Genomic DNA, 23,388 nt, shown 5'->3' with positions numbered 1-23,388 from the left:
AAGTATAGTAAAAATTTCATAAACAAGAATTAAAGAATAAGTTATCTGTATCTAAGGAGTTGTTCCTCAATTACTCTTTCGAATTGTATAGGCATTTCCTTTTCATCGGATAATTCGGTTTTGCCGTAACTGAGAATTTCTCCTGTTTCTAAATCTACGATTAATAGCTTTAAGACTCCATGGGAAAATTTGGATTGAATAGCAAAATTGGTCGATGGAATTGGTTTGTTTTGACTAATAAATTCAGCCTTTATTTTATCATCCAATACAATTGCAGTGTAGTCCGAATGCTTTGCCAAGGTAACATTTCGTTTATACTTCTCAGTTTTAGTAATACGGTTATTCTAGCAAGAAAAAGGAGGCTTGTCTATAGGGAGAATCCGCATATAGGGAAACTACCTATATGTTTCGATTTGCTTAGCGTTGATAGGGATTAATACCCGTTTGTCTCAAACTTATAAAGCTTTACATTTGAAATTGTGCCTGTGGTTAGATCGTTACATTTATTAGTAGAGCTTGTGACCTGTGACGCGGGGATAATACTACCATGCCCCTGGTAGGCTCCGATGTTTGGTGTGTAGATGCAGGATTCATTGGATTCACAAAGACCATCTTCGTCGCCAATAAAATCTCCTAAGATTTCATAAGCGCCTCTTAAAAAAGTAATGGAATTATGTGTGATTGTAGAAGAGCTAGTGGGGCAAGAATTGACGTTACGCGCAATAGTGTCAGATTGTTTTAAAGATGCATCCCAGATTTGGCAAGTGTCCCCTGTGATGCAATGTCCTCTTTGTGTGTTAGTTAAATCAGGAAATGCGCCGCCTGCTTTTCCTATGAAGCGAAAGTTATTTTCAAAGCTATTCCAATTTAAAGTAGTAGAATAAGTTGCAGTTCCAGTAGCGAAACTAGAATTGGCGGAATCGGATGAAGACTTACCACCGTTACCCGCTAGAATTCCTGTTAATACATCTATACTAAAACTTGAAACGAAATCAGACGCACCTTCTTGAGCACAGGTATTTGTAAAACCAATTCCAGCCGGAGTGCCTAACGCATTACAGGCGATATTGTTTAAGCCCGACACTTTAAATAATCCAGTAAAGACATTGCCCGAATAGGACGCAGTCGTTGAAACAAGTTGCGGTGAAATAGCTGAAGTATTGTTATTGGAACTGATTTGATTGTATATGGTATTGTTATTTGAACCTGAATTTTCTAATCCAAAGTTAGCATTGTTTAATGAAAGAATGATTGATTATAAAATTTTTATTGAAGTTAGTAAAAAACATAAGACCACCTTCTTTATTAATGTATGATGATAGTTAAATTCATTGAAGTGATTGTCATTTGATCCTGAGTGATATGCAAAGATTCCTCTCGGAACCATTACGATACAGGAACTGTATTCAGAAAAAATTACTTGTTCCTGAACTATTTAAGTAAATTCCGTTGAAGGCGTTATTTGCGGAAGTAGAATTAATAATTAGATTATTTGTAGCAGTCGTATTCAATGCAATGCCCTGATGTTTCCCATTCATGACCTTGACATCTTCGATTAAATTCTTTTGCCCAGATAATGCAATAGCTGGATTATTAAGTTTAAAATGTCTAACGCTTGATAGTAGCTCATCCAGCTAAGATAGTCGGATAGATGTGTGTATGCGGCGAGGAAAAGCAAGCGAAGGTTGTGATATGTATAATTCCTGGCTGTAGTTCCAGTCAGTTTGAGGTTGTCGATTCAAATCAAGTGGTTGCTCTCTCTGTTAAGACTTAATTTCAATAAAGTTTTGTTTTCATGGGATAGAAAGTGACCAGTCGATTAGGTCTGATAAATATTTCCCTTTTCGCAAGTTAGTAGAGTAAATTACGAGCTGGTTATTTGCACTGTCTTCTTTGCATATCCAATTGAGTGCTCCACCAGAGGAAGCGTTATCCGCTATAGTGAGACCTGTGCAAGAAGATTTATTTGGAATTTCAATTTTGCGAATCTCGCCAGCATGAATACAAGACTGGTAGTAATTTCCAGTTTCAGTTCCATCGCATGTGGAACTACTTGCTGTTAGCCTATCTGTCCCATCATTTTTTACATAGTCATTCCAGTTGCCCGGACTATAAACTAATTTGGGTGTTGTTATTTGTAAGCAGGTTATATTTGCATTGGTTACGTTTGCAGTAGCGATACCAGAGGCATTTATAATAGAGCAGACAAAGCCAGAGGGGTTTGATTTTATAATTATATTGAATGAACTATCTTTTTGAACTTTAAATGAATAGGTGTTTGTAGGGTTTAGATTGGATTCATCTTTCCCGTTATTAGATAAAGTCATAGAGCCTTGTGTAAATCCGCTAATGCTACCAGAAACAGTAAAGCTAGGAACTTCTGTATTCTGTTCGTTGGTATTAGACCCACTACCATTGCTTTTGTTAATTCCATTTCCACTAGTAAGGATACCTACTCCGAAAAGACCACTAGGGCTTGAGATATCGAAGGGAGATTTTTTTGCTTTCAAACAATTGATTGTGAAAAATAAGAAAATTAATATGGGAGCAAGTTTTTTCATGTCATATTTATTCAACATTCGAAAGCATGAAATTTTGCAATAAAAATTATTGAGTTTCGAGAGACTAAAGATAATGAAAACCAGAAAAGAATTCTTAAAAAAAATGATTGGACTCGCATCACTCTCTTTACCTGTTTTATTATTTAAGCTATTTGGAAAGAAGGGTAAATCCGATAAAGAAATTACAGGGCAGGGGATAAGTATGAGTAAACAGATGATTAAAAGTGTTAAGCGAATGGGATTTCAATGGGAGACTATAGATCCATTTTTGTTTTGTGTCCACCATGAAGACTTTTATCCAAAGGGAAATTCTTCTATGGGACCCGAAAAATCTACATTAGCAGGACGTAATATAGGACAGGACTTTCAAGTAAAGGATGGATGGAGAATGTATCATGGAGAAAAGATTCCAGGATTTCCGAATCACCCTCATCGCGGTTTCGAGACAGTAACCGTTGTGCAGTCTGGCTTTGTAGATCATTCTGATTCTATGGGAGCAGTGGGACGTTATTCGGCAGGAGATGTGCAGTGGATGACAGCAGGAGCGGGAGTTCAACATGCAGAAATGTTTCCCCTGGTAAATGAGGATAAGCCTAATAAGCTTGAACTCTTTCAAATCTGGTTGAATCTACCGAAAGCGAATAAGTTTGTGAAGCCTCATTTTACAATGCTCTGGAATGAGTCGATTCCCAAGTATAAGTCGAAAGATGAAAATGGAAAATACACAGAAGTAGATATCATCGCCGGAAAATTAGGCGGCTTACAACCTCCACCCCCTCCACCTGATTCATGGGGGTCAGACCCGAAGAACTCTCTTGCGATATGGGTGATAAAAATGGAAGCTGGCGCCAAATGGATATTACCTGCTTCTAATGCTGGAGTCAATAGAAGTCTTTACTTCTATCGAGGACAAACAGTTGTAATCGATGAAAAAGAAATTCCTTCTTATCATAGTCTTGAATTGGTTTCTGAGGAAGACATACTCATCCAAAATGGAGAAGCAGAATCGCGCTTTTTACTTCTACAGGCTAAGCCTATTGAAGAACCGGTCGTTCAATATGGTCCTTTTGTAATGAATACAACACAAGAAATTCAAGAAGCATTTAGAGACTTTCAATCGACTCAATTCGGTGGTTGGTCTTGGCAATCTTCCGAGCCAGTCCATCCTAGAGGCAAAGGACGATTTGCCATTCACTCGGACGGGCGAGAAGACCTGCCAAAGGTGTAGAGAAGAATAGACCTTCGGAAAATGTCACCCCCGAGTTATATTAGCTTCTCTTTTAAAGCTTCAAGGGTAAATATTGGTAAGTCGCAGGTTTGGTTTTGACAGACAAAGATGGCTAGCGGTTTATCAGAAGTTTTCCCTTTGAGGACAGGAAGTATCCTTTCTAGCTCGGAGATATTTTCCTTTGTGGCAAATACTATGAATGCGTCGGGTAGATATTCTGTTTCTAGAAATTTTAAAATCTCTTTTGCCTCCGAGTTATCTTTATCCGCAAGGACTACAATTTGTTTGGGAGAACTTTTTGTATACAAATAGGCAGAAAGCATAGAAGGATAACTTATCGCTCGTGTATTTAAGTCTTCTGAAAAATACCTATAGATTGAATTTGCAATATCTTCATAGCGAGAAGTTTCAATTCCGAGAGAGGCTAATTGGTTTAGAACATGCGCCATAGAGCTATTACCCGATGGCTCTACTCCGTCGTATCCGTCTATAGATCTACGAATTAATTCTTCTCCATCACTTCCCGTATCATAGAAAGGTCCGTTTGGAGAGCGAAAGAGCCGAATGGTTTCTTCTGTCATCGCATGAGCAGATTTTATATACTTGGAATCGTAAGTGGCTTTGTATAAATAAATACAAGCAAGCGCCAACTCTGCATAATCCGTAAGATAGGCAAAGAATCTAGATTCTCCATTTCGATAACGTCTTAAAAGCCTACAATTTTCGTTGAATAGTTTATTCTGTATGAATTCGTATATACGAATAGCATCGTCTAATAGCGATTTGTCTTGAAATGCAATAGAGGAATAGGCTAGGGCGCGCAAGTATAGACAATTCCAGGAGGTTAATACTTTATCATCTCTCAAAGGACGAATTCGTTTCGATCTAATTTCTAAAAGCTTTTTCTTATTTTTATCTATTAGTAATTGAAACTCTTTTGGGTTAAGGTTATTTTCTTTTTCAAATTCCAAATGAAAGGATTCATTTAAAATAGAATGTCCTTCAAAGTTTCCCTCTTCGGTAACGTCCCAGAACTTTTCTAATATAGATGAATCTTTTCTACAGATAGAACGAAATTCATCTAGACTCCAGATATAGAATTTTCCTTCTTCCCCTTCACTGTCTGCATCCTCTGCACAGGCAATTCCGCCATCGTCTAAACTCATATCACGACGAATGTAACCTACAATATCATAGACTGCATCTTTGTAGAAATTCTTGTCAGTAACCAGATAACACTCAGTAAGCGCTTGGATAAAAAGAGAATTGTCATAGAGCATCTTTTCAAAATGAGGGACGAGCCATCTCTGGTCTGTCGCATAACGGCTAATTCCTCCACCGATTTGATCGTAGATACCTCCTTTCTTCATAGCGAGAAGAGTTGTCTCAACCATCATAAGAGCCTTTTGATTCTTTGCTCTTTTGTAATAGCCAAGAAGATAAGAAAGACCCATACTAGGGGGAAACTTATTTACCATGTTTGTCTTGAAGCCATAGTAAGTCTCGTCGAAGAATTTATCATACATACTAAACCCTGCTTCAAAAGCAGAATCGTCTGGTAGCGTTAAATCTGCTTTAGCCGCAAAGTCTTCTTTCTGGAGAAAATCAGAAATAGCCTCTGAGGATTGAATCAATTCTTCTTTTCTAGTTTCCCAAACATTTTTGATGACAGCTAAAATTTCTGTAAAACTCTTACGTCCATATTTCTGAACAGGTGGAAAATACGTTCCTCCTGCGATTGGTTTTTTAGCGGGAGTGAGAAATAAATTAAGAGGCCAGCCTCCCTGTTGATCCATTGCATGAAGCGCGTCCATATAGATTTTATCAATATCAGGTCTTTCTTCTCTATCTACTTTGATACAAACAAAATCTCGATTCATGATCTCAGCAGTCTTCTCATCTTCAAACGATTCGCGCTCCATCACATGACACCAATGACAAGTTGCATACCCAATGGAAAGCAAAACGATCTTATCCTCTCGCTTTGCTTTTTCAAATGCCTCTTCGCCCCAGGGATACCAGTCTACTGGATTGTAAGCGTGCTGCAATAGATAAGGGCTTTTTTCCTGGATGAGACGATTGGGCTTGCGATCTTGATTCATATTAAGATTACACTCTTGACAGTCTGCTTTCTAGAAGTTGGATAGCTTGATTGATGTCTTTATTGCCAATGACTACTTCGTATGCACTTGTTAATACAGGGTATTTTTCAATATCCATTTGAACAAGGTTTGGAATAGCGGTTAAGCCATGATAGCCGTTAGACATTTTAATCGGTATGTTACCGGTCACAAGCTCATAGCCATAACGTCTATCTCTTGAATCAGAACCAAAACAAGCCAGCATAAAGTCGGTTAATCCTGATAAGCCGTTAAAGGTTGGCTCCTGTCCACCAAGTCTTACTCCGATAGAAACCATTTCCTTGAAGAAGCGATTGGATAAATGAAATAGAGTATTATCCACATTACCCCCTAGAACTTCTTTGAAGTATCCTTCTACTAGACCCATGCAAAGCGCATAGATATTTTTTAATGCTCCTCCAAGTTGAACACCGGAAACGTCAGTTGGTATAATGGCTTGACGGGAGAATATATATCCTGTTGTAAAAAGTTTTACTAGTCTTGGAATGATTTCTGGGTTGCGGGCAGCGATTTCTAAACCGGAAATCTTTCTTTCAATGATTTGTTCGGGGTAACTCGCACCGGAGGCAACAGCAAGTCTATCTCTTTCGATGCCATACACTTCTTCGAAATCACGTAAGATTAATCCTCTCGGTGAATCGGTTAAGCCTTTGATTACGTTGACGATTGGGGATTTGTTCTTTCTAAGTTTATCTATGATATGAGGATACACTTTGTCGAAGTCCCATGGATTGGTTCCTTGAATGAATAGGGTTGCTTTTTTGATTACGCTTTCATCAGCGGAGAACTCGATATTAGGCGGTAGCTTGTAGAGCGGATAATGCTCTAAATCCCGTCTTTCTTCGTTGTAAGTTTTACATACATCTTTATCGGGATGGTATATAGTTACTAATACATTCTTGTTTGAAACGATAGTCGCAAAAGCTACAGAAGAATTGCTTGAACCAATTACAACGATATGCTCGTCTGGATGTTTTGGAATTTGAATGAGATCATTTTTATGTTTTCCAATTCCGTCACCGTTGTAAAGGTTACGATAGGTTCCATGTTTGTGACGACTTAGATTAGAGCCGACGAGTAGGGCGAGGTTATCAATTAGGAATTGTTTTTTGTCGCCTACAACCGGGAATTTAATCTCTTCTATATCAACGGGAAGTTTGTGTTTAGAATGAAGGTGACCGACTATGACTGGTTTGCCGATGACTAGTTTGCCATTAGCCGGATTAAATAAGAATCCGGATGTAGGTAGAATCTTGTCTGTTCCCTCTAAAGAGATAGGCAAAACAATCTTATTCGCAACGTAATGATAGACTGTATCCACGAATGGCATTAGTCTTCCATCTCTAGATCTAGTTCCTTCCGGGAATATGGAAATGATTTTTCCTTCTCCCTGCAATTTTTGAGACTGACGGAACGCGCGCATGTTGATCTTAGTCATAAGATCCGACAAACTAGGATTATCCGCCATATCTTTCTGAGAGCAAACAAGAAGTGTCCCAAACATATAAAGTCCGAGTCTTGTGAAGTCAGGCTCGAAGGCAAGTCTTCCTGCGATAAATACCATTTGTTCGGCAACGTGCTTTCCTAATGGACCGGAAGCATAGAGCATTTGAAAAATGGCGGGTGCATCTAAATGACTTAAGTGATTTGAAATAAGAGTGATTGGAAATTTTCCAATGAGTTTTTCTACGGTCTCTAAATTTTCTAAACCTTCTACTTTGAAGTTTTTCATGATTGGAGTAAGAAATTGCATCATGAAGTCACGCGCCTTTTCTCCTCTCTCAGTATAAACTCCAACAGTTTCTAACTCTTCTGGATTCTTAAAGCTATTCATCACAGGTGGCATTGGCGTTGTGCTTGAAAGGTAAAGAAACTTTTCAAGTAAATGTCTTGCCTCGTCTTCTGTTAAACCTGATTTTACAAAATTGTGAATGTTCTCAAAAAATTCTTTGTGCCATCTACCTACACTTGCTTCTTTTTCTGTCATACAATCCTCTTACTCACTCAAATATTTCCAAATTACAATTAGTAATTGCAATCCAGTCAACTAGAAAAAAAAGGAAATGGATTTTTTGGATTTTAGCTTTATTTTTTTTATTCGCTTTTATATAATTTTAATTTTGCCTCCTTAACATCGTTTCATCGGAACTATAATCGGAATAAAAGATTAAAGTTGACAAAGCAAGAAAGACTAAATATTTTATGACTCTTATTGTCCTTGTAAGGCGCGAACATTTTACCAAATGAAGGTAAAATTTAAAATCCCAAATTTTTTTCATATACAGTCAAATAAATAATAAATATTTACGGTAGAATGGAAATTGTCTATGGGCAATAAATAGATTCAAGCAGGAAACATGAAATCAGGACACAAACCCGATAATGAACCAGAACGCCAAGGCGAATTAGATTCTTTTAAAATCATAGATAGTGAAGAGAAGGCAGACTTTGACTTTCTGACCCAAATGGCTGCAGAGATATGCGGTACCCCTATTGCTCTTATTAGCTTCATCACTAAAGAGCGACAATGGTTTCTTTCTCATAGGGGGTTAACTGCACACGAAACACCAAGGGATGTAGCTTTTTGTGCACATGCTATACTGAAACCAGATGAAATTTTTGAGATTGAAGATGCCCGAAAGGATGACCGTTTTTTTGATAACCCTTTAGTGTCAGGGGAACCCAATGTAGTTTTTTATGCCGGAGTCCCTCTGGTAAGTAATAATGGCTTTCCTTTAGGCACCCTTTGCGCCATTGACAGGGAGCCTAAAAAACTTTCTGAGCAACAAAGAAATGCCTTAAAAGGATTAGCCAGGCAAACAATACAGCTTTTAGAGTTGCGCAGACAGACAATCAATCTTGGGGAAGTAAACAAATCATTACAGAAAGTAGAGTTCCTGTTAAATGAGAGTCATAAGTCCAATAAGACTGGTGCATGGGAATTGGATATCGAAACCGGCAAAACACTCTGGACCGAAGGAGTTTATCAAATTCATGAAGTTTCTACTGATTTTCCGCGTGAAAAAAGTAACGGTCTTGATTTTTATCACCCCGATGACCTTGTAATCATTGTTTCCGCACTTGAGAGCACCATTCAGACGGGTGATCCGTTTGATGTCACTTGCAGGATTAAAACTGCCAAGCAAAACGATCGCTGGGTTCGAGTGCAGGGTAAAGTTTTCGAGGGAAACGAAAATAAAAAAACTATTGTAGGCACTTTCCAAGATGTCACAGAACACCTTCTTTCTGAAAAGATTAAAGCGAGACAGAATTTTATTTTAAGCATAGTAAATAAACTTCAGCAAACATTTATTTCAGAAAGCAATATTGCTGAGGTATTTGACAGTGCTCTAAGTATATTACTTGACCTTACGGGAAGTGAATATGGATTCATTGGTCAGGTTCTTTATGACAGTAGCGGTAATCCCTATTTGAAAACCCATGCCATAACTAACATTGCATGGAATGAGGAGACGAGAAATTTCTTTAAGGAGAATGCCCCTAACGGACTGGAGTTTAGAAATCTAAAGACTCTTTTTGGTGTCGTTTTGAAAGAAGGTCGAGCGGTTATTGCTAACCACCCTGCTTCTGATCCACGTAGTGGCGGGTTACCAGCAGGGCATCCTCCATTAAATGCATTTCTGGGGATACCAATTTATGTTAATAATAAAATGATTGGAATGGCTGGGGTTTCAAACCGAGTAGGTGGTTATGACACTGAATTAATCACAGAAATTGAATTGGTTACAGGCACAATTGGTAGGTTAATTGAAGCACAGCAGGCTAGGTTACTTATTAATCATATACAAATGCGACACCAATACACATTAGAAGGTACAAATGTTGGCACTTGGGAGTGGAATGTTCAAACTGGGGAGACTGTTTTTAATGAACGCTGGGCAGAAATAGTAGGCTATAGCCTTGCTGAGCTTGGGCAAGTCAATGTAGAAACCTGGCAAAAATTGGTACATCCTGAAGATTTGGCGGAATCCAAGAAAAGATTAAATCTGGTTTTTGAAAAAAAAGCAGACTACTATAGTATAGAAACAAGAATCCGACACAAAGAGGGACATTACGTTTGGGTGTATGATAGAGGCAAGGTCTTTAGTTGGACAAAAGAAGGTAAACCTTTGATGATGTACGGCACGCATCAGGACATTACTGAAAATAAAGAAAGAGAGGCAAAGCTAGCCGCAGTCAGCAGGGAAATACGAAATATTACAAATGCTGTAAACGAAAGCTCCTTAATTTCGATAACGGATAGAGCTGGGATCATAACTCACGCGAATAAACTTTTTTCTGAACTATCTGGTTATTCGGAGCAGGAGCTTGTAGGAAATACCCATAAAATTATAAATTCCGGTTTTCATGATAAAGCTTTTTGGGAAAATCTATGGCAAACAATAAAGAACGGAAACGTATGGAAAGGGGAAGTAAAAAATCGAGCAAAAGATGGCAGTGAATATTGGGTTTCATCGGTTATTAGTCCAATATTTGATGAAAATGGACAAATTTTCCAATACCTTTCAATCAGACAGGATATTACTACTAGAAAAAGATTTGAAGAAGAGTTGAAGACACTTAGTTTGACTGATCCTTTGACCGGGGTAGGAAATAGGCGATTCTTTATGAATCTTTTAGATCGGGAATGGCAGAGATTTCGCCGCTTTAAGCAACCGACGAGTATTCTTATGCTGGACATCGATTTCTTTAAAAAGATCAACGATACTTATGGGCATGCAACCGGAGATGAAGTTTTGAGTCATACAGGAGAATTGTTAAATAAACTTCGGGCGACAGATGTCGTCGGTGTATATAGTCAATCCGAGGTCGTTGGACGTATTGGCGGGGAAGAATTTGCAATCATAGCGACAAATACCGCTCTGCCTGAAGCTAAGATACTCGCTGAGCGACTTCGAAAGGATATAGCAAGCCTACATATAGAAAAGGCTGGGGTTCTTATTCCTGTTACCGCGAGTTTTGGTGCAGCCGCTTTTAGCGAAAACGATTCAGGTCCGGAGTCAGCCATGCAGTACGCCGATCAGGCTCTCTATAAAGCAAAACAGAATGGTCGTAATCGTGTAGTAATATACTCGAAAAATAGCTTTTTAGAATAGGAATTTCTATACAACTTCTAAATACTCCAATGCCGTCAATGAAAAGCTTAAAAGTCTTTCTTTGTCCTGGCTCTATCTGTATAGAGATTCTAAACTTCTTTTGTGCCCTTTTCGTATAAGTAATGAAGCAAAAGTATTTGAAATAGCATTATAAAAGAAATTTTTGACAGGATTTACAAGATTAACAGGATTTTACGTTTTATCATGTAAATCCTGTTAATCTTGTCTAGGAAAATTTACAATTAAATTTGATTGAGGACTTACTGTTTGAAAATATAGGGGATATCTTGATAGAAGACAAGATTTACACTTCCGATAAGATGTCTATATACTATATAGGAACTCTAAAGGGGGGCGCATTGGGGGATACAGGCGCTTATCCGGCGGGTGGTTGCGCAATGAACCCGCTAAGAGGTGCGCCTTCTAGCCGCCAGCAAGTATATAGTCTTCTGAAACAAAGTGTATAGGAATCATAATTTTGTCATTAGCCGCTAAAAAAATCTTGATTTGGTAAAATCATTTTGCGACTCTGACCGAATACCTATGAAGGCTAATAGCAATTTTGCGGGGCGAAATTTCCCCCGTTTAGTTCATAACACCTTATTATGAAAGAAAGATAGCACTTACTTAAATTGCGTCCGATAGCTTTAGTTTTGACCTGCGGTAAACTAGCTCTAGTTTAAAATAATTATATAATAGTAAAATTTAGCAAATAGGATTGAAAGAATAAATGTATTTTATTCCTATGGATAAATGTATGTAAACGATAAATTTTGGAGTTGTTACTCGTGCTAGCACTTTATAGAAAGAAATGAAACGCAAACTCTGCCTAACACTCATTATCCTCTTCTGTTTGCCATTATCCGCATTCGAGATTATTCTCGAAAACGGAGATGCGTTTATCTGTGACCTTATCACAGAAACAGATAAGAGTTACAAGATTTTGTATAAGAGTAAAGAATATTTTATTCCAAAGGCAGATGTTAAATCAACAGATCCAACAAAAAAAGGTGCTTATAGTGCATTTCGCTATTCAGTGTTTACTTTAAAAGATGGGAGTAAAATAAACGGTGTGATCGCTGAGGAAAAGGTGGATAGTTTTACTTTGAAGACTGAGATTGGATTTTTAGTAGTAGAGAAATCTCGTATCATTGCTATTCCGGCTAATGCTAAGATTCCTCCTGATCTTTCTTCTACCTACCTTGCGTCTAATGTTCGTTTGCCTTTAGGCGAATGGATGCAAAAGAAAGTCATTGGGTCTTAAATAATTTAATAGAAAATCAAAGAGGGTAAAAAAATGAATATCGTAAAATTAATTTTAGTTTCGGTTTGCATTCTGTTATTGGCAGATTGCATAAATATAAATGGCAAAGAAACGAAGCAGTGTAAGAATACATGTTCGACTACTTCGATTCTTTTGTATACAACAGTTCAATCGCAACAGAGTAATAGTTGTAGTGCAAATTCTATTCCGGGTTCTACTTCTTCAACGAACTCGCAATTATACCAATCTTGTTTGACATCAGCGAATTTAACTGCATCTAGAATTGTATCTAGTTATAGAGAAAGTTGCAATAAAAAATGCAAGTAAAGCACGGGACTTTAATGAATCGTTGCTTTACAGATTTTAACTCCACCGGAAACCGTATCAGACGCAAGATGAAAGCTAGCGGAGTCGTAGTCTACAGCTTTGATGGGCTAAACCAAACGCTTAATACCATTGCATTTCACTTAAACAACAAACCATCCATTTGGTTCATAGCAAATGCAACATCGAAAAACTTCTTTCTACAAAACCTAGTTTCATTTGGTATATACGAGATTACCCGCACACCGGGTCAAGCGGAATCGCATACGTTATATTTCAAGGGACTTTATGGCGATGTGTTTAGTCAGATGACTCGGAGTGATGCGGCTTTAATAACAGATGCTTTTAGTGGTAGTAAATCCTCTAACTCTTTCGATGTTGCAACATCTACAGAATTACTCTCCTTTGCGAAAGGAGATGACTTTCCCCCCAACTCTTTCGTAAAAGGTTTCTTTTGTGAAGATGTTGCTGGTTCTTGTTCGGCGTATTATGTAAATACGGCTAAGTATTATTATGTGCAAAGTGCTTTTAAAGTTGCGAGGATTGTTTCTTCGGTGGAGTATGATGTGTTTGTGTGGGTGATGTTGGTTGTAGTGTTGTATTTGGTATATATACAATCTCGTCGTCATCGTAGAGACGTAGCGCGCTACGTCTCTACGATGATATACGCAAAACGCACATTATCTGTAACACCATTGTTAATCGTCTCCATCTTATTTACATTCACGCAATGCGGTTTAGCGAGTGGTGGTGGTAAGAAAGGCGAAGCTCCGTGGATATTGCTTGCAAGTGGGATTAACAATGATACAGCAAGCGTAGATGAAGTGACAACGGGTAATACTGTTACTCCGTCAAGTCCGAATGCACCGATTGGTTCGATACCTCCTACTGGGTCAGGTAATAATACAAATGGCTCTGGCGGCTATCGTCCGTCTGGGTCTGGTGGTTATAACGGAGGAAGTGGTGGATCGGCGTTAGTTCCTGTTACGGGGATGTATTTTTTACATCCGGATCATCTTGGGTCTATTACGATGATTACCGATGGACGTGGGAATGTGATTGCTGGTGGGAATAATGGGGGTAAGTCGCATATTTCTTACAAGCCTTATGGTGAGATTCATAGGACTGATTCATCGGGTCCGGATATTACTCGTTTTAAATACACCGGGCAGGAAGAGGATAAGGAATCGGGTTTGATGTATTATAAAGCTAGGTATTATGATCCGATGGTGGGTAGGTTTTTACAGGCGGATAATGAGTATAATCCTGATGATACGCAAGGAATGAATCATTATATGTATGTGAATGGTAGCCCAATGAATTTTAGGGATAGATCAGGGAATTCTTGTGATAAACATTTATTTGGACAGATTGGTGGTGCGATTGGTGCATTCTATGGTGGCATGTATGGGGGACCTGCTGGGGCAAGAGCTGGTTATTCGGTCGGTGCAGCGGCTACTGGAGTTGCACCTGGGCATAATTGGACAGGTGGTGGTGGTGATTGTGGTCGGAATAAGCCAACGGAATTTTTGGCACTCCAGTGGCTGTTTCGGGACGAAATAGCGAAAAATCCAATGCTATACTTTTTACTTGATAAATATTACGAAGACCACCAAGCAAGCGGTAAGGAGACGATTCTAGATGGATTGAATACGAATAGAAGAGCCTACACAGGACTCTTGATTGGCTTGGTGGTTTCAGGGGTGGTGAAAGGAGAAACAGCCGCTTTCGTTTTTTATCTTATGACTCATGGAGTTGCAAAACCAGCAAGGGGAAACGGAATTGATAGAGGTTCATATAACCATGATATGTCCAATGGTAGCACTATCGTTTGGATCGGCGGTGCTAAAAAAGAAGACCCGAGAAAGTCTAATCGACAATGGATAAAAAACGCATGGGCAAGTGCAGATGATCCGTATGATGTCTATGTTGCTACCGTCGGAACTGTATTATTCTCCACTGCAAATGTGATTAACGATTTAACTCACATTAAAGAAAATAAACATCATATTAAACCAGGTAGATTTCCCAAGTTGTGTGGACGAACTGGGTCTTGTAATATAGGGGGTTATTAACATGAAAAAAGTATTTCTAGTTTTTTTAGTGATTGCGGTTACATTTATTGCATGTGGAGACGGAAACACGGAGCGTACGCGCTGTGCTCGCGATGCCAGGGACAGCGGGGCATTGGATACTGAGGCTTGTGTTGTTGCATTGGGTCTATATCAAGGCAAACCAGAATATAAATTAGATTTTGATTTAATTCTCTTAGGATGTCTTAATTATAATGCAGCAATGTATAAATGCGAAAAGAAATCAAATATATTACCTCCATGATTAGTTAAGGCTAAAGACAAATACAGTGAATAATTCAAACACACAATCAAGCCCCGCGTTAAGGATGGAAGCGGGGTCAATAAATTGCATACTCGTTTATGCCTTACTGTATGCGGTTAATCGCAATTTATTGACCGTAGCTGAGAGCCTGCCGGCGGTAGACGTTGAGTATCTGCTCTTAATGCGTTTAATCTTGCTTATCCACTTGACTCGCCGAACGCCCAAAGACTCAACCGGAAATGGCGTGAAGATGGAAATCCAATATGATCCAATCAAAAGAAGACCAGTAGGACTAGTAACGAAGCTAGCGAGTGGGAATATAGAGAGTGCAACATCTTACACGTATGACCAGAAGAGCAATATAACGCAGATAGCGGATACGATAGTCAATGGAAGAACACAAGACTTTGTATACGATGCCCAGAATCGTTTAACGCAAGCCAGTGGAAAGTATGGAGTTGAGAATTACACATACACGGATAATGGAAACTTAACGAAGCGTGGACAATTCACATTAGCCTATGGAGATGCAAATCATAAACATGCAGTGACTGCTGTAACAAGTCCGAATACAGGAACGTTCAATTATGCGTATGATGAAGCGGGTAATATGATAAGCCATTAGTCGTGCCCCAAGGAAACGACATTGAGTTAAGTCTTGAAGTTGCTCGGCACCATAAACGCCGACACGGAGACTTTTAAAAGATTACCACATGCATGGAGTTTAATACTGAGCCTTGCCGAAGTATGGTTAAAAATCCTTGTCTTAAACATTGGAAGTCGCTTACTCCCTTGAGCCTAGCTGATAACATTACCTTCCTCTTTTATCATTTCTTATCGGTGTTCATCCCCCTTCGCTCCAAGCATTCGCGACCAACACCTGTGCATCGGTGGTAATCTTTTAAATGTGCCTCTGTGGCAGAAACTTTTGAGTTGTCTTTTATTGTGTTTTTATTTTATTGGAAGGGGGATACCAACTAGATTGAGAAATGAACGCAATACAAGCTCTGAGGTCAAATGGATTCCAGATGGATTTCATTTTCTTGACCATGAAGACAGTCTTAGAAGAAAAAAAATCTTAGATAAGGTCTATCAGTTTTTTGATCAACGGGGATATCTCGAAGTTACACCTCCTAGTTTTGATTTCACCTCTTCTTTTCTGCGTTATGTATCTTCGTCGGAAGAGGCTAAGATTTTAAAATCACGCGATCTATCCGGAAAAGAAATTTCACCTAGCATTGATTTGACGCTCCAAGTTGTAAAAGGATTGGCGGGCTTTTCTGTGAAGAAAGGAAACCAAAAGATATTTTATACAGGACGAGTGGTAAAAGACAATTACAAAAAAAATGCTGACCGAAGAGAAATTTTACAAGCAGGGGCTGAGGTAATCGGACATTCCCATGCGGCTACTTTTAAAATGCTGCTTACTCATATCAGTGAACTAGCCCAGGCTCTTGGGCTAAAACAAAAAATTACTTTAGTTCTAGGAAATACAAAGATTTATTCTCGTATTGTGGAAAGCCTTAATTTTTCCATTGAGGATAAGAATGCTTTGTCGCGTCTGCTTTATTCAAAAGAAGAAAAAAGCATTCGAGAATTTTTAGAGACTAAGGGTGTAGAAAAAGACATTGAAGATATTTTACTTAAGATCATGCTTTGCTTTCAATTAAAAGAAATAAAAACCGAACTCTTTGAGATTGCCGAAAAATATCAAGTCAACCTATACCATATCATGGAAGAGACAGAGGATATTTTTAAGTCTGCCTCTCATTATAAAAACTTAGATCTTTGTTTGGATTATTCTTTAATCAGAGACTTAGATTATTATACAGGCTTTGTATTTCATGGTTATTATGATCGTATTTCTTATCCGTTAGTCACGGGTGGGGCGTATGATAATTTGTTTGAGAAATTTTCCGGTGAATCCAAAAAAGCCTGTGGGTTTGCCGTGAATATTGATATCATAGAAGAAATAAATAGAAGATAAAAAGAGGATACTATGCCAGCAGATTTAGTGATTGGTGCCCAATGGGGTGATGAAGGAAAGGCGAAGGTAATTGATTATTTAAGTAAAGAAATAGACATTATCGTTCGTTATCAAGGTGGGGCTAATGCCGGTCATACGGTAGTCGTGCATGGAAAAAAATATATTTTTCACTTAGTTCCTTCTGGTGTCATTTATCCAAATACGACATGCGTAATAGGTAACGGTGTTGTGCTCGACACGGATTATTTAATGAAAGAATGCGACGAGCTTTGTAAAGAAGACTTTGACGTTTACAATAAACTCTATATCAGCGATGCCTGTCATATCATCTTGCCTCTACATGGAATCATTGACGCTCATAGAGAAAAGAATTCTTCTCCTGGAACTAAAATCGGAACTACTGGAAAAGGAATTGGAATTTGCTATGCTGACAAGATGATGCGTATTGGAATTCGCACCGGAGACGTGCTCGACGAAGAAACACTTCGCGACAAATTGAAATTATTCCTTGCTCGTAAAAATGAAGAGTTGATAAAACTCTATGGTGTAGAGCCTGTTGGATTTGATGCAATCTTTGATAGTCTAAAGAAATTTGCAGATAAGTTCAAAGGCAAGATTATAAATACTTCCTATTTCTTAAATGAAGAATTGCGTAAAGGCAAACGCGTATTACTCGAAGGAGCACAGGGCGTTGGTCTAGATATTGATTTTGGAACCTATCCGTTTGTAACTAGCTCTAATCCAACTACAGGTGGAGCACTCACCGGCTCTGGAATCGGATTTCAACACCTGGGAAGAATCTACGGAATCAGTAAAGCCTATGCTACTCGTGTGGGAGAAGGTCCTTTTCCTACAGAGCTATTCGGCGAAGAAGCGGATAATATGCGTAAGCTTGGACATGAATACGGCTCTACGACTGGCAGACCAAGACGATGTGGTTGGTTTGATTTAGAGATGATTAAGCACTCTATTCGTATCTGTGGAATCAATAATCTAGTCATCACAAAGATCGATGTTCTTTCTACCTATCCTACTATTCCTGTAGGTATTGGCTATGAGTTAAACGGCAAGCGTTTAGACTACATGCCTTCTTGCGGAATGGAAAAAGTTAAAGTCATCTACGAAAATCTCCCCGGCTGGAATACGGACATAACAGGTATTAACCGCTTTGAAGATTTACCGGCGAACTGTCAGTCTTATCTAAAATATCTAAACGAAAAGATCGGTGTTCCTATTTCCATTATCTCAACAGGACCTGATAGAAAAGATACAATTGTGAGATAAGCCCCCTACTCTATACCAGTTGCTGGATAATAACGAATAGTCCCCTTTTATTTAATCGAAAGGGGGCTTTCAAAGATTACCACCGATCGAAGAAAGTTCGGTCACTCAGTGCGTCTTTACGAAGAAGATTAAGTCTACAATAAAACCGTGCATCGAATAGCACGAAGATTAGGAAGGTTGATAATTATTTCTTTTTCTTTTCTTCGTGTTCCTCTGTGGATGACAACTACTTTAAGATAGAAATATGTTGACTAGTTTGTTTGATATAGATTTAGTAAGTTATTAAAAGGAAACAGATGAAAAATTATTTAAGTATTATTGTTGCAATATCATTTATGATAACTTGTCAATCCAAGAAAGATTCAGAGAATCTAGCACCCGGAGTCCATAAAGTCATTTGTCAGGAAGTGATTCAAACAAGTGCCTATACATATTTGGGTGTTATGGAAGAGGACAAAGAAATCTGGTTAGCAATTCCTTCCATGGATGCCAAAGAAGGAAATACATATTATTATCAGAGAAGCAATGCTGCTGAAATGATTGATTTCAAAAGCAAAGAACTGAATCGAACATTTCCAAAAGTATTATTCTTAGAGGGAGTAAGTTCAGAGCCAATTATCACTCAAACTAAATTACCGCATCCAAAGCCTACCTTAGAGAAGAAGGAGGTTACAATAGAAGCTGTAAAAGACGGGATTACCATTTCTGAACTTTTTAAAAATAAAAAGAACTATGCGGGAAAGACTGTCAAAGTAAAAGGAGAAGTTACAAAATTCAGTAAAGGAATTATGAATAAAAATTGGATTCATCTTCAAGATGGAACCAAGGATAATGATGATTATGATTTAATTATTACTTCCAATGCAGAGACTAAAGTGGGCGACGTCATTACGATTAAAGGAAAAGTTTTTTTAGATAAAGACTTTGGACATGGATATTTTTACAAACTAATAATAGAAGAAGGAACAATCGAGAAGTAGTCAATCCTTGAAAGTTTCTAGCATTATATCCTTTATAGAATTTGTAATGCTAAAGACGCAAGAAAAAGACAAGCAGGGTTGCATAATGGATGTAGGTTTTGGAGGATTTTTTTCCTATTCTGTGTCTTTCCACTAATTAACAGAATGAATTGTCTCTTATTGGTGATAAACTAAAATCTTTCTTTGAATCCCTTTATCAGCTTATCGGGAGTATCCGCTACGAAGAATAAATCTAATTGATCTCGACGCATAAACTCTTCATCTGCTATATGATGTAGGAAGTGTATTAATTTATTGAAATAGTTTGCTATGTTCAAAATTCCAATTGGTTTGTGATGAAATTTAAGTTGCGCCCAGGTCAGGACTTCGAAGAATTCTTCTAAGGATCCAATTCCACCGGGTAACATTACGAATGCGTCAGAGAGTTCATACATCATCGTTTTTCTTTCGTGCATGGTCTTAACGATTCTCAAATCTCTTAGACCGGTATGACCTTCTATTGCCATTAGGTGTTCAGTGATGACTCCGGTTACTTCTCCACCGGACTCCAAAACTGAATCAGCTACTCTTCCCATGATTCCAATATTCGCACCTCCGTAAACGAGACCGAAATTTTCTTTTGCAATCAATTCTCCTAAACTCTTTGCACTCTCATAATAGGTTTGTCTACTACCCGGATGTGCTCCACAATATACACAGATTTTTTTCATACTGTATGATTTGGAGAAACTAGGAAAAAAGAAAAGTGAAATTTTAAAAGAGGAAGGATATTTTTGAATTCAGGAAATCTTGCCTAACTTGAAACTAATATTATTATGGCACAATGAAATTATTTTATAGAGAATTTGCAGGAGAGGGTAGACCTATTGTCATCATTCATGGACTCTTTGGGTCTTCTAAAAATTGGATTACAAATGCAAAAGAATTAAGCAAAGTCGGTCAAGTATATGCGATAGACGTCAGAAACCATGGAGAATCTCCTCATTCAGATTCGCATTTGATTACTGATTTAGTAGAAGATCTAAAGGAATTCATTCTAGCGCATAATCTAGATAAACCAATATTAATAGGTCATTCTATGGGAGGGTTAAATGCGCTCTTTTTTGCCCTTCAATATCCTGATATGATTCATGGATTGATCGTTCTAGACATTGCTCCTAAATCGTATGCAATTAATTATGAGGCGGAGTTTAGCGCACTTTCAATGGATGTTAGTCATTTTGATTCCCGCCAGGCGATTGATGAAAAAATGAAAGAAGTTTTACCGGATAATTTCATCCGTCAATTCTTACAGATGAATTTGGACAGGACAGATACAGGTTATAAATGGAAATTAAACATAGAGACTCTCAAGAAGGCAAGAGATGCACTTCATCTTGATTTAGTGGATACTATGCATTTTGCGAAGAGGACGCTTTTTATTTTAGGAAGTGAATCTGAGTATATTGCACCAGCAGATAAAGAATTGATAAAAAGATTTTTTCCTAATTCTAGAATTGAGTCAATTGCGGGAGCAGGGCATTATTTACATTATACACATGCAAAAGAATTCTTACAAATAGCAATTGATTTTATCCGCGAATTTTAAAGAAGTCTACACTCTTCTCTAAGGCATTGGTTTTACTTGTAAATGCATCAGAGAGTTCACGTAGATTAGAAGATTCTGCCGATACAGTTTGAGCAGTAGCGGATACACTTAGGATGCTCTGGTTGATCTCTGCAACGCCATTCTTCTGCTCGATAGAAGCAGTTTCAATTTCTCTAGAAAGGCTAGTGACTTTTTCAGCGTTAGCCGCAATCCGTTTTGCATTTTCTACTTGCTTGTTTACAGCTACAATTACGCCACTCACCGAATTATTGATATTATTCACGCTACCGATAATTCCTTTTAGAATACCGGCTACTTCTCCTACTTTGTTATAGCCATCTGTGATTGCTTTTTCTGTAGAGTAGATGAGAGTCTGGATTTGTTTTACTCCAGAGACTGTTCTGTCTGCGAGCTTTGTAATGCTATCGGCTACTACTGCGAAACCTTTTCCTGCTTCTCCAGCTCTTGCGGCTTCGATGGCTGCGTTTAAGGCGAGTAGGTTTGTCTGAGACGAAATTTCGGAAATGAGTTTAATGATTTCTGTGATTTTGGAAGAACTCTCTTTGATCTTGTCCATGGCTAGGATTGTATCGTTTGCGATTGCCTCTCCACTCGTTGCTTTCTTGGCGGAATCATTTGAAATTTGAGAAAGTTTATCGGCTGCACTTTTAATCTCGAAAATAGAAGTGTTCATGGATTTAATATTGGAATCTATCTCTTGCATATTACGAGCTTGAATTCCAATGCTACTTGCTACATTGTCAAGAGAAGAGGTTAACTCTTCAATAGCCGCTGAAGACTGCTCAGAAGAAGATGCCATATCCTGCGACGAATTATTTAGATTAGCTGACACATTACCGAGTTCAGAGGAAGACTTTCCAATTTCTAAAGAGAGTCTGCGAATTTGCAAGATAGAAGCGCTTAGATGATCTACCATATCATGAATACTTAAAAGCATTTTACCAAGCTCATCGTTTTTATTGATGTCTATTTCAACTGTAAAATCTCCTTCGGATAATTTTGATACTACGTTCATAGCAGTTTGGAGTGGATTTACAATATTTCGTATTGTAGAAAAGCTTAAGAATAAAATGATTCCTGTGATAATGAGAGTCGCGAATGTGATAACAGAAAGAGTAGAGGCAAACTCGACGTTACTTGAAGAGCTTGCATCTTTTGCGACGGTATTCGTTAATTCATTTAGTTTGTTTAAGGTGTCCTTTGCTAGATTGAATTTTGTAAGAGAAGCACCTTTTATTTTCTCTGCAGATTCTTTTAAAAGTTTCTTGCGAGAGAGAGACATGATTTCGAAATTTTCTCTTTGGTATTCTTTCCACTGAGTCTTAAATTGTCTGTAGAGAGTGAGAGCCTCTTCATTTTTTACAATTTCATCTATGACAGAGAAATTCTTTTCAATCTTAGTTTTAATTGCTTCCAATTTTGCTTCTTCTGATCGCATTTCTTTGTCGGAATCAGTTGCGATATGCGAAAACTCGGTAAGTCTATAATCAGAAATATTTCCATTTAAAAAACTAATCTCTATCACAGCCGGCAATAGTTCATTAGCCGCTTTGACCGTTTTATCGTGCATACTAGTCATTTGGTAAATGGTAAATCCTGCAAATAAAATGGTAAGTGCGTTTATGATTATGAAAGAAACAATGAGAGTTCTTTTAATGCTGGATTTATTTTGTAATAGTATGTCGGTCATCATGCTCCTTTAAATATCGGTAATTCGCACGATTTTTCGGCTTTTTTTTGAATTAAAGATTACCACGGATGGATTTGGATTGTTTTCATAATAACCGACTCCTTCTGGAATTTTTTCTTGCAACTCATGACTAGAGTTGAATGATAGATTAAATACTTATGGAATTGATATCAGAAAAAAAAATACAGGAGATTGTTAATAAAATTTCCAAACATTACTTTCCTGAAAAAATCATTCTCTTTGGTTCTTATGCAAAGGGAAATCCAGAATTAAGTAGTGATTTAGATTTATTTATAATTAAAGACTCAGCTTTACCCAGATACAAGCGAAGTATAGAAGTTAGGCGTTTACTTTTTGGTTCCATGATTCCGATAGACTTGTTAATATATACACCCAAAGAAATTGAAAACCAAAAAGATAGAAAGTATTCTTTTGTTCGTGAAGTCTTAAATACCGGTAGGGTAGTTTATGAACGATAGCGAAATTCAATCATGGATAGAAAAAGCCAATCATGACATTGGCACAGCGGAACTAACTTTTCACCATAAGCCTGAATACTATGATACAATATGTTTTCATTGTCAGCAAGCCGTTGAAAAATACTTGAAAGCATATTTGGTTCATTTGAATTTGGAGTTTAAACCGAAACATAGCTTGGTCTATCTTTTGGATTTAATTAGTCAGCAAGATCAGTTTTCATTAGATTATTATGAAAAGGCTTCAAAATTAGAAAGCTATGCGGTAGATATCCGTTATCCTGATAGTAATGATGAGATTCCAACTATTGAAGAACTAAAGGAAGCAATTGGAATAGTAAATGATTTTCAAAAAGCTATCATTGAAAAGCTAAGCAAGATTTTATAGAC

Annotated in this window: 20 protein-coding genes; 13 read left to right on the top strand and 7 right to left on the bottom strand. The window is 37.8% G+C overall.

The genetic code is table 11. The annotated features are described in order from the left end of the window. Positions 1 to 41: 41 nt before the first annotated feature. From IPH52_27025 to IPH52_27015, 3 genes are all read right to left on the bottom strand, one after another. Positions 42 to 299: a hypothetical protein gene (locus IPH52_27025; protein MBK7058636.1), complete on the bottom strand. Its 258-nt coding sequence runs from the start codon at positions 297 to 299 to the stop codon at positions 42 to 44. 134 nt (positions 300 to 433) lie between these two features. Beyond that, positions 434 to 1,084 carry a hypothetical protein gene (locus IPH52_27020; protein ID MBK7058635.1) on the bottom strand — a complete coding sequence of 217 codons (651 nt, stop codon included), beginning with the start codon at positions 1,082 to 1,084 and terminating at the stop codon, positions 434 to 436. Between the two features lie 709 nt (positions 1,085 to 1,793). Then, complete coding sequence (locus tag IPH52_27015; GenBank protein MBK7058634.1) at positions 1,794 to 2,579, bottom strand: hypothetical protein; 786 nt, start codon at positions 2,577 to 2,579, stop codon at positions 1,794 to 1,796. Between the two features lie 184 nt (positions 2,580 to 2,763). On the opposite strand from IPH52_27015, the gene IPH52_27010 reads away from it, so the two are divergent. Beyond that, a complete protein-coding gene (locus tag IPH52_27010) occupies positions 2,764 to 3,789 on the top strand; it encodes a pirin family protein (GenBank protein ID MBK7058633.1) in 1,026 nt (341 codons plus the stop codon). A gap of 35 nt (positions 3,790 to 3,824) precedes the next feature. On the opposite strand, the gene IPH52_27005 is transcribed toward IPH52_27010, so the two are convergent. Both IPH52_27005 and IPH52_27000 read right to left on the bottom strand, forming a co-directional pair. After that, the gene (locus IPH52_27005) at positions 3,825 to 5,891 is read right to left on the bottom strand and encodes a thioredoxin domain-containing protein (GenBank protein ID MBK7058632.1); all 2,067 of its coding nucleotides are present in this window, start codon (positions 5,889 to 5,891) and stop codon (positions 3,825 to 3,827) included. Positions 5,892 to 5,898: 7 nt separating this feature from the next. Continuing rightward, a complete protein-coding gene (locus IPH52_27000) occupies positions 5,899 to 7,917 on the bottom strand; it encodes a 1-acyl-sn-glycerol-3-phosphate acyltransferase (protein ID MBK7058631.1) in 2,019 nt (672 codons plus the stop codon). A gap of 370 nt (positions 7,918 to 8,287) precedes the next feature. Between IPH52_27000 and IPH52_26995 the strand changes: the two genes are divergently transcribed. The 9 genes from IPH52_26995 to IPH52_26955 all read left to right on the top strand — a co-directional run bounded on the left by IPH52_26995 (position 8,288) and on the right by IPH52_26955 (position 19,223). After that, positions 8,288 to 11,047, top strand: a complete 2,760-nt coding sequence (locus IPH52_26995) for a diguanylate cyclase (protein ID MBK7058630.1) — start codon at positions 8,288 to 8,290, stop codon at positions 11,045 to 11,047. A gap of 287 nt (positions 11,048 to 11,334) precedes the next feature. Beyond that, a complete protein-coding gene (locus tag IPH52_26990; protein MBK7058629.1) occupies positions 11,335 to 11,514 on the top strand; it encodes a hypothetical protein in 180 nt (59 codons plus the stop codon). Positions 11,515 to 11,858: 344 nt separating this feature from the next. Beyond that, complete coding sequence (locus IPH52_26985; protein MBK7058628.1) at positions 11,859 to 12,311, top strand: hypothetical protein; 453 nt, start codon at positions 11,859 to 11,861, stop codon at positions 12,309 to 12,311. A gap of 317 nt (positions 12,312 to 12,628) precedes the next feature. After that, complete coding sequence (locus IPH52_26980) at positions 12,629 to 14,710, top strand: RHS repeat-associated core domain-containing protein (protein MBK7058627.1); 2,082 nt, start codon at positions 12,629 to 12,631, stop codon at positions 14,708 to 14,710. 1 nt (position 14,711) lies between these two features. After that, the gene (locus IPH52_26975) at positions 14,712 to 14,972 is read left to right on the top strand and encodes a hypothetical protein (protein ID MBK7058626.1); all 261 of its coding nucleotides are present in this window, start codon (positions 14,712 to 14,714) and stop codon (positions 14,970 to 14,972) included. A gap of 25 nt (positions 14,973 to 14,997) precedes the next feature. Continuing rightward, positions 14,998 to 15,597: a hypothetical protein gene (locus tag IPH52_26970; protein MBK7058625.1), complete on the top strand. Its 600-nt coding sequence runs from the start codon at positions 14,998 to 15,000 to the stop codon at positions 15,595 to 15,597. 357 nt (positions 15,598 to 15,954) lie between these two features. Further along, positions 15,955 to 16,959, top strand: coding sequence for an ATP phosphoribosyltransferase regulatory subunit (locus IPH52_26965; GenBank protein MBK7058624.1), 1,005 nt, complete (start codon positions 15,955 to 15,957; stop codon positions 16,957 to 16,959). A gap of 12 nt (positions 16,960 to 16,971) precedes the next feature. Further along, positions 16,972 to 18,243, top strand: coding sequence for an adenylosuccinate synthase (locus tag IPH52_26960; GenBank protein MBK7058623.1), 1,272 nt, complete (start codon positions 16,972 to 16,974; stop codon positions 18,241 to 18,243). A gap of 296 nt (positions 18,244 to 18,539) precedes the next feature. Next, positions 18,540 to 19,223, top strand: a complete 684-nt coding sequence (locus IPH52_26955; GenBank protein MBK7058622.1) for a hypothetical protein — start codon at positions 18,540 to 18,542, stop codon at positions 19,221 to 19,223. Positions 19,224 to 19,393: 170 nt separating this feature from the next. Here IPH52_26955 and IPH52_26950 read toward each other — a convergent pair whose 3' ends face one another. Further along, entirely contained in the window at positions 19,394 to 19,933 is a 540-nt protein-coding gene (locus IPH52_26950; GenBank protein ID MBK7058621.1) for a TIGR00730 family Rossman fold protein, read from the bottom strand. 113 nt (positions 19,934 to 20,046) lie between these two features. Between IPH52_26950 and IPH52_26945 the strand changes: the two genes are divergently transcribed. Then, on the top strand, positions 20,047 to 20,811 hold the full coding sequence (locus tag IPH52_26945; protein MBK7058620.1) for an alpha/beta fold hydrolase: 765 nt from the start codon (positions 20,047 to 20,049) through the stop codon (positions 20,809 to 20,811). Here IPH52_26945 and IPH52_26940 read toward each other — a convergent pair. Next, the gene (locus IPH52_26940; protein ID MBK7058619.1) at positions 20,795 to 22,525 is read right to left on the bottom strand and encodes a methyl-accepting chemotaxis protein; all 1,731 of its coding nucleotides are present in this window, start codon (positions 22,523 to 22,525) and stop codon (positions 20,795 to 20,797) included. The genes IPH52_26945 and IPH52_26940 overlap by 17 nt on opposite strands. Positions 22,526 to 22,680: 155 nt before the next feature. Between IPH52_26940 and IPH52_26935 the strand changes: the two genes are divergently transcribed. Then, the gene (locus tag IPH52_26935; protein MBK7058618.1) at positions 22,681 to 23,001 is read left to right on the top strand and encodes a nucleotidyltransferase domain-containing protein; all 321 of its coding nucleotides are present in this window, start codon (positions 22,681 to 22,683) and stop codon (positions 22,999 to 23,001) included. Next, complete coding sequence (locus tag IPH52_26930; GenBank protein MBK7058617.1) at positions 22,991 to 23,386, top strand: HEPN domain-containing protein; 396 nt, start codon at positions 22,991 to 22,993, stop codon at positions 23,384 to 23,386. The genes IPH52_26935 and IPH52_26930 overlap by 11 nt, the downstream gene beginning before the upstream one ends. Positions 23,387 to 23,388: the final 2 nt, after the last annotated feature.

Source organism: Leptospiraceae bacterium (genome assembly GCA_016708435.1).
Lineage (GTDB): Bacteria > Spirochaetota > Leptospiria > Leptospirales > Leptospiraceae > UBA2033.
Note: the sequence above shows the minus strand (reverse complement) of the source record. Positions and strands in the feature narration are given on the sequence as shown.

What these genes read in the sequence shown, in the direction of transcription:
- IPH52_27015 (MBK7058634.1), bottom strand. Translation starts at nt 2,579, where the DNA reads ATGTTGAATAAATATGACATGAAAAAACTTGCTCCCATATTAATTTTC.
- IPH52_27010 (MBK7058633.1), top strand. Translation starts at nt 2,764, where the DNA reads ATGAGTAAACAGATGATTAAAAGTGTTAAGCGAATGGGATTTCAATGG.
- IPH52_27005 (MBK7058632.1), bottom strand. Translation starts at nt 5,891, where the DNA reads ATGAATCAAGATCGCAAGCCCAATCGTCTCATCCAGGAAAAAAGCCCT.
- IPH52_27000 (MBK7058631.1), bottom strand. Translation starts at nt 7,917, where the DNA reads ATGACAGAAAAAGAAGCAAGTGTAGGTAGATGGCACAAAGAATTTTTT.
- IPH52_26995 (MBK7058630.1), top strand. Translation starts at nt 8,288, where the DNA reads ATGAAATCAGGACACAAACCCGATAATGAACCAGAACGCCAAGGCGAA.
- IPH52_26985 (MBK7058628.1), top strand. Translation starts at nt 11,859, where the DNA reads ATGAAACGCAAACTCTGCCTAACACTCATTATCCTCTTCTGTTTGCCA.
- IPH52_26980 (MBK7058627.1), top strand. Translation starts at nt 12,629, where the DNA reads ATGCAAGTAAAGCACGGGACTTTAATGAATCGTTGCTTTACAGATTTT.
- IPH52_26975 (MBK7058626.1), top strand. Translation starts at nt 14,712, where the DNA reads ATGAAAAAAGTATTTCTAGTTTTTTTAGTGATTGCGGTTACATTTATT.
- IPH52_26960 (MBK7058623.1), top strand. Translation starts at nt 16,972, where the DNA reads ATGCCAGCAGATTTAGTGATTGGTGCCCAATGGGGTGATGAAGGAAAG.
- IPH52_26955 (MBK7058622.1), top strand. Translation starts at nt 18,540, where the DNA reads ATGAAAAATTATTTAAGTATTATTGTTGCAATATCATTTATGATAACT.
- IPH52_26950 (MBK7058621.1), bottom strand. Translation starts at nt 19,933, where the DNA reads ATGAAAAAAATCTGTGTATATTGTGGAGCACATCCGGGTAGTAGACAA.
- IPH52_26945 (MBK7058620.1), top strand. Translation starts at nt 20,047, where the DNA reads ATGAAATTATTTTATAGAGAATTTGCAGGAGAGGGTAGACCTATTGTC.
- IPH52_26940 (MBK7058619.1), bottom strand. Translation starts at nt 22,525, where the DNA reads ATGATGACCGACATACTATTACAAAATAAATCCAGCATTAAAAGAACT.
- IPH52_26935 (MBK7058618.1), top strand. Translation starts at nt 22,681, where the DNA reads ATGGAATTGATATCAGAAAAAAAAATACAGGAGATTGTTAATAAAATT.
- IPH52_26930 (MBK7058617.1), top strand. Translation starts at nt 22,991, where the DNA reads ATGAACGATAGCGAAATTCAATCATGGATAGAAAAAGCCAATCATGAC.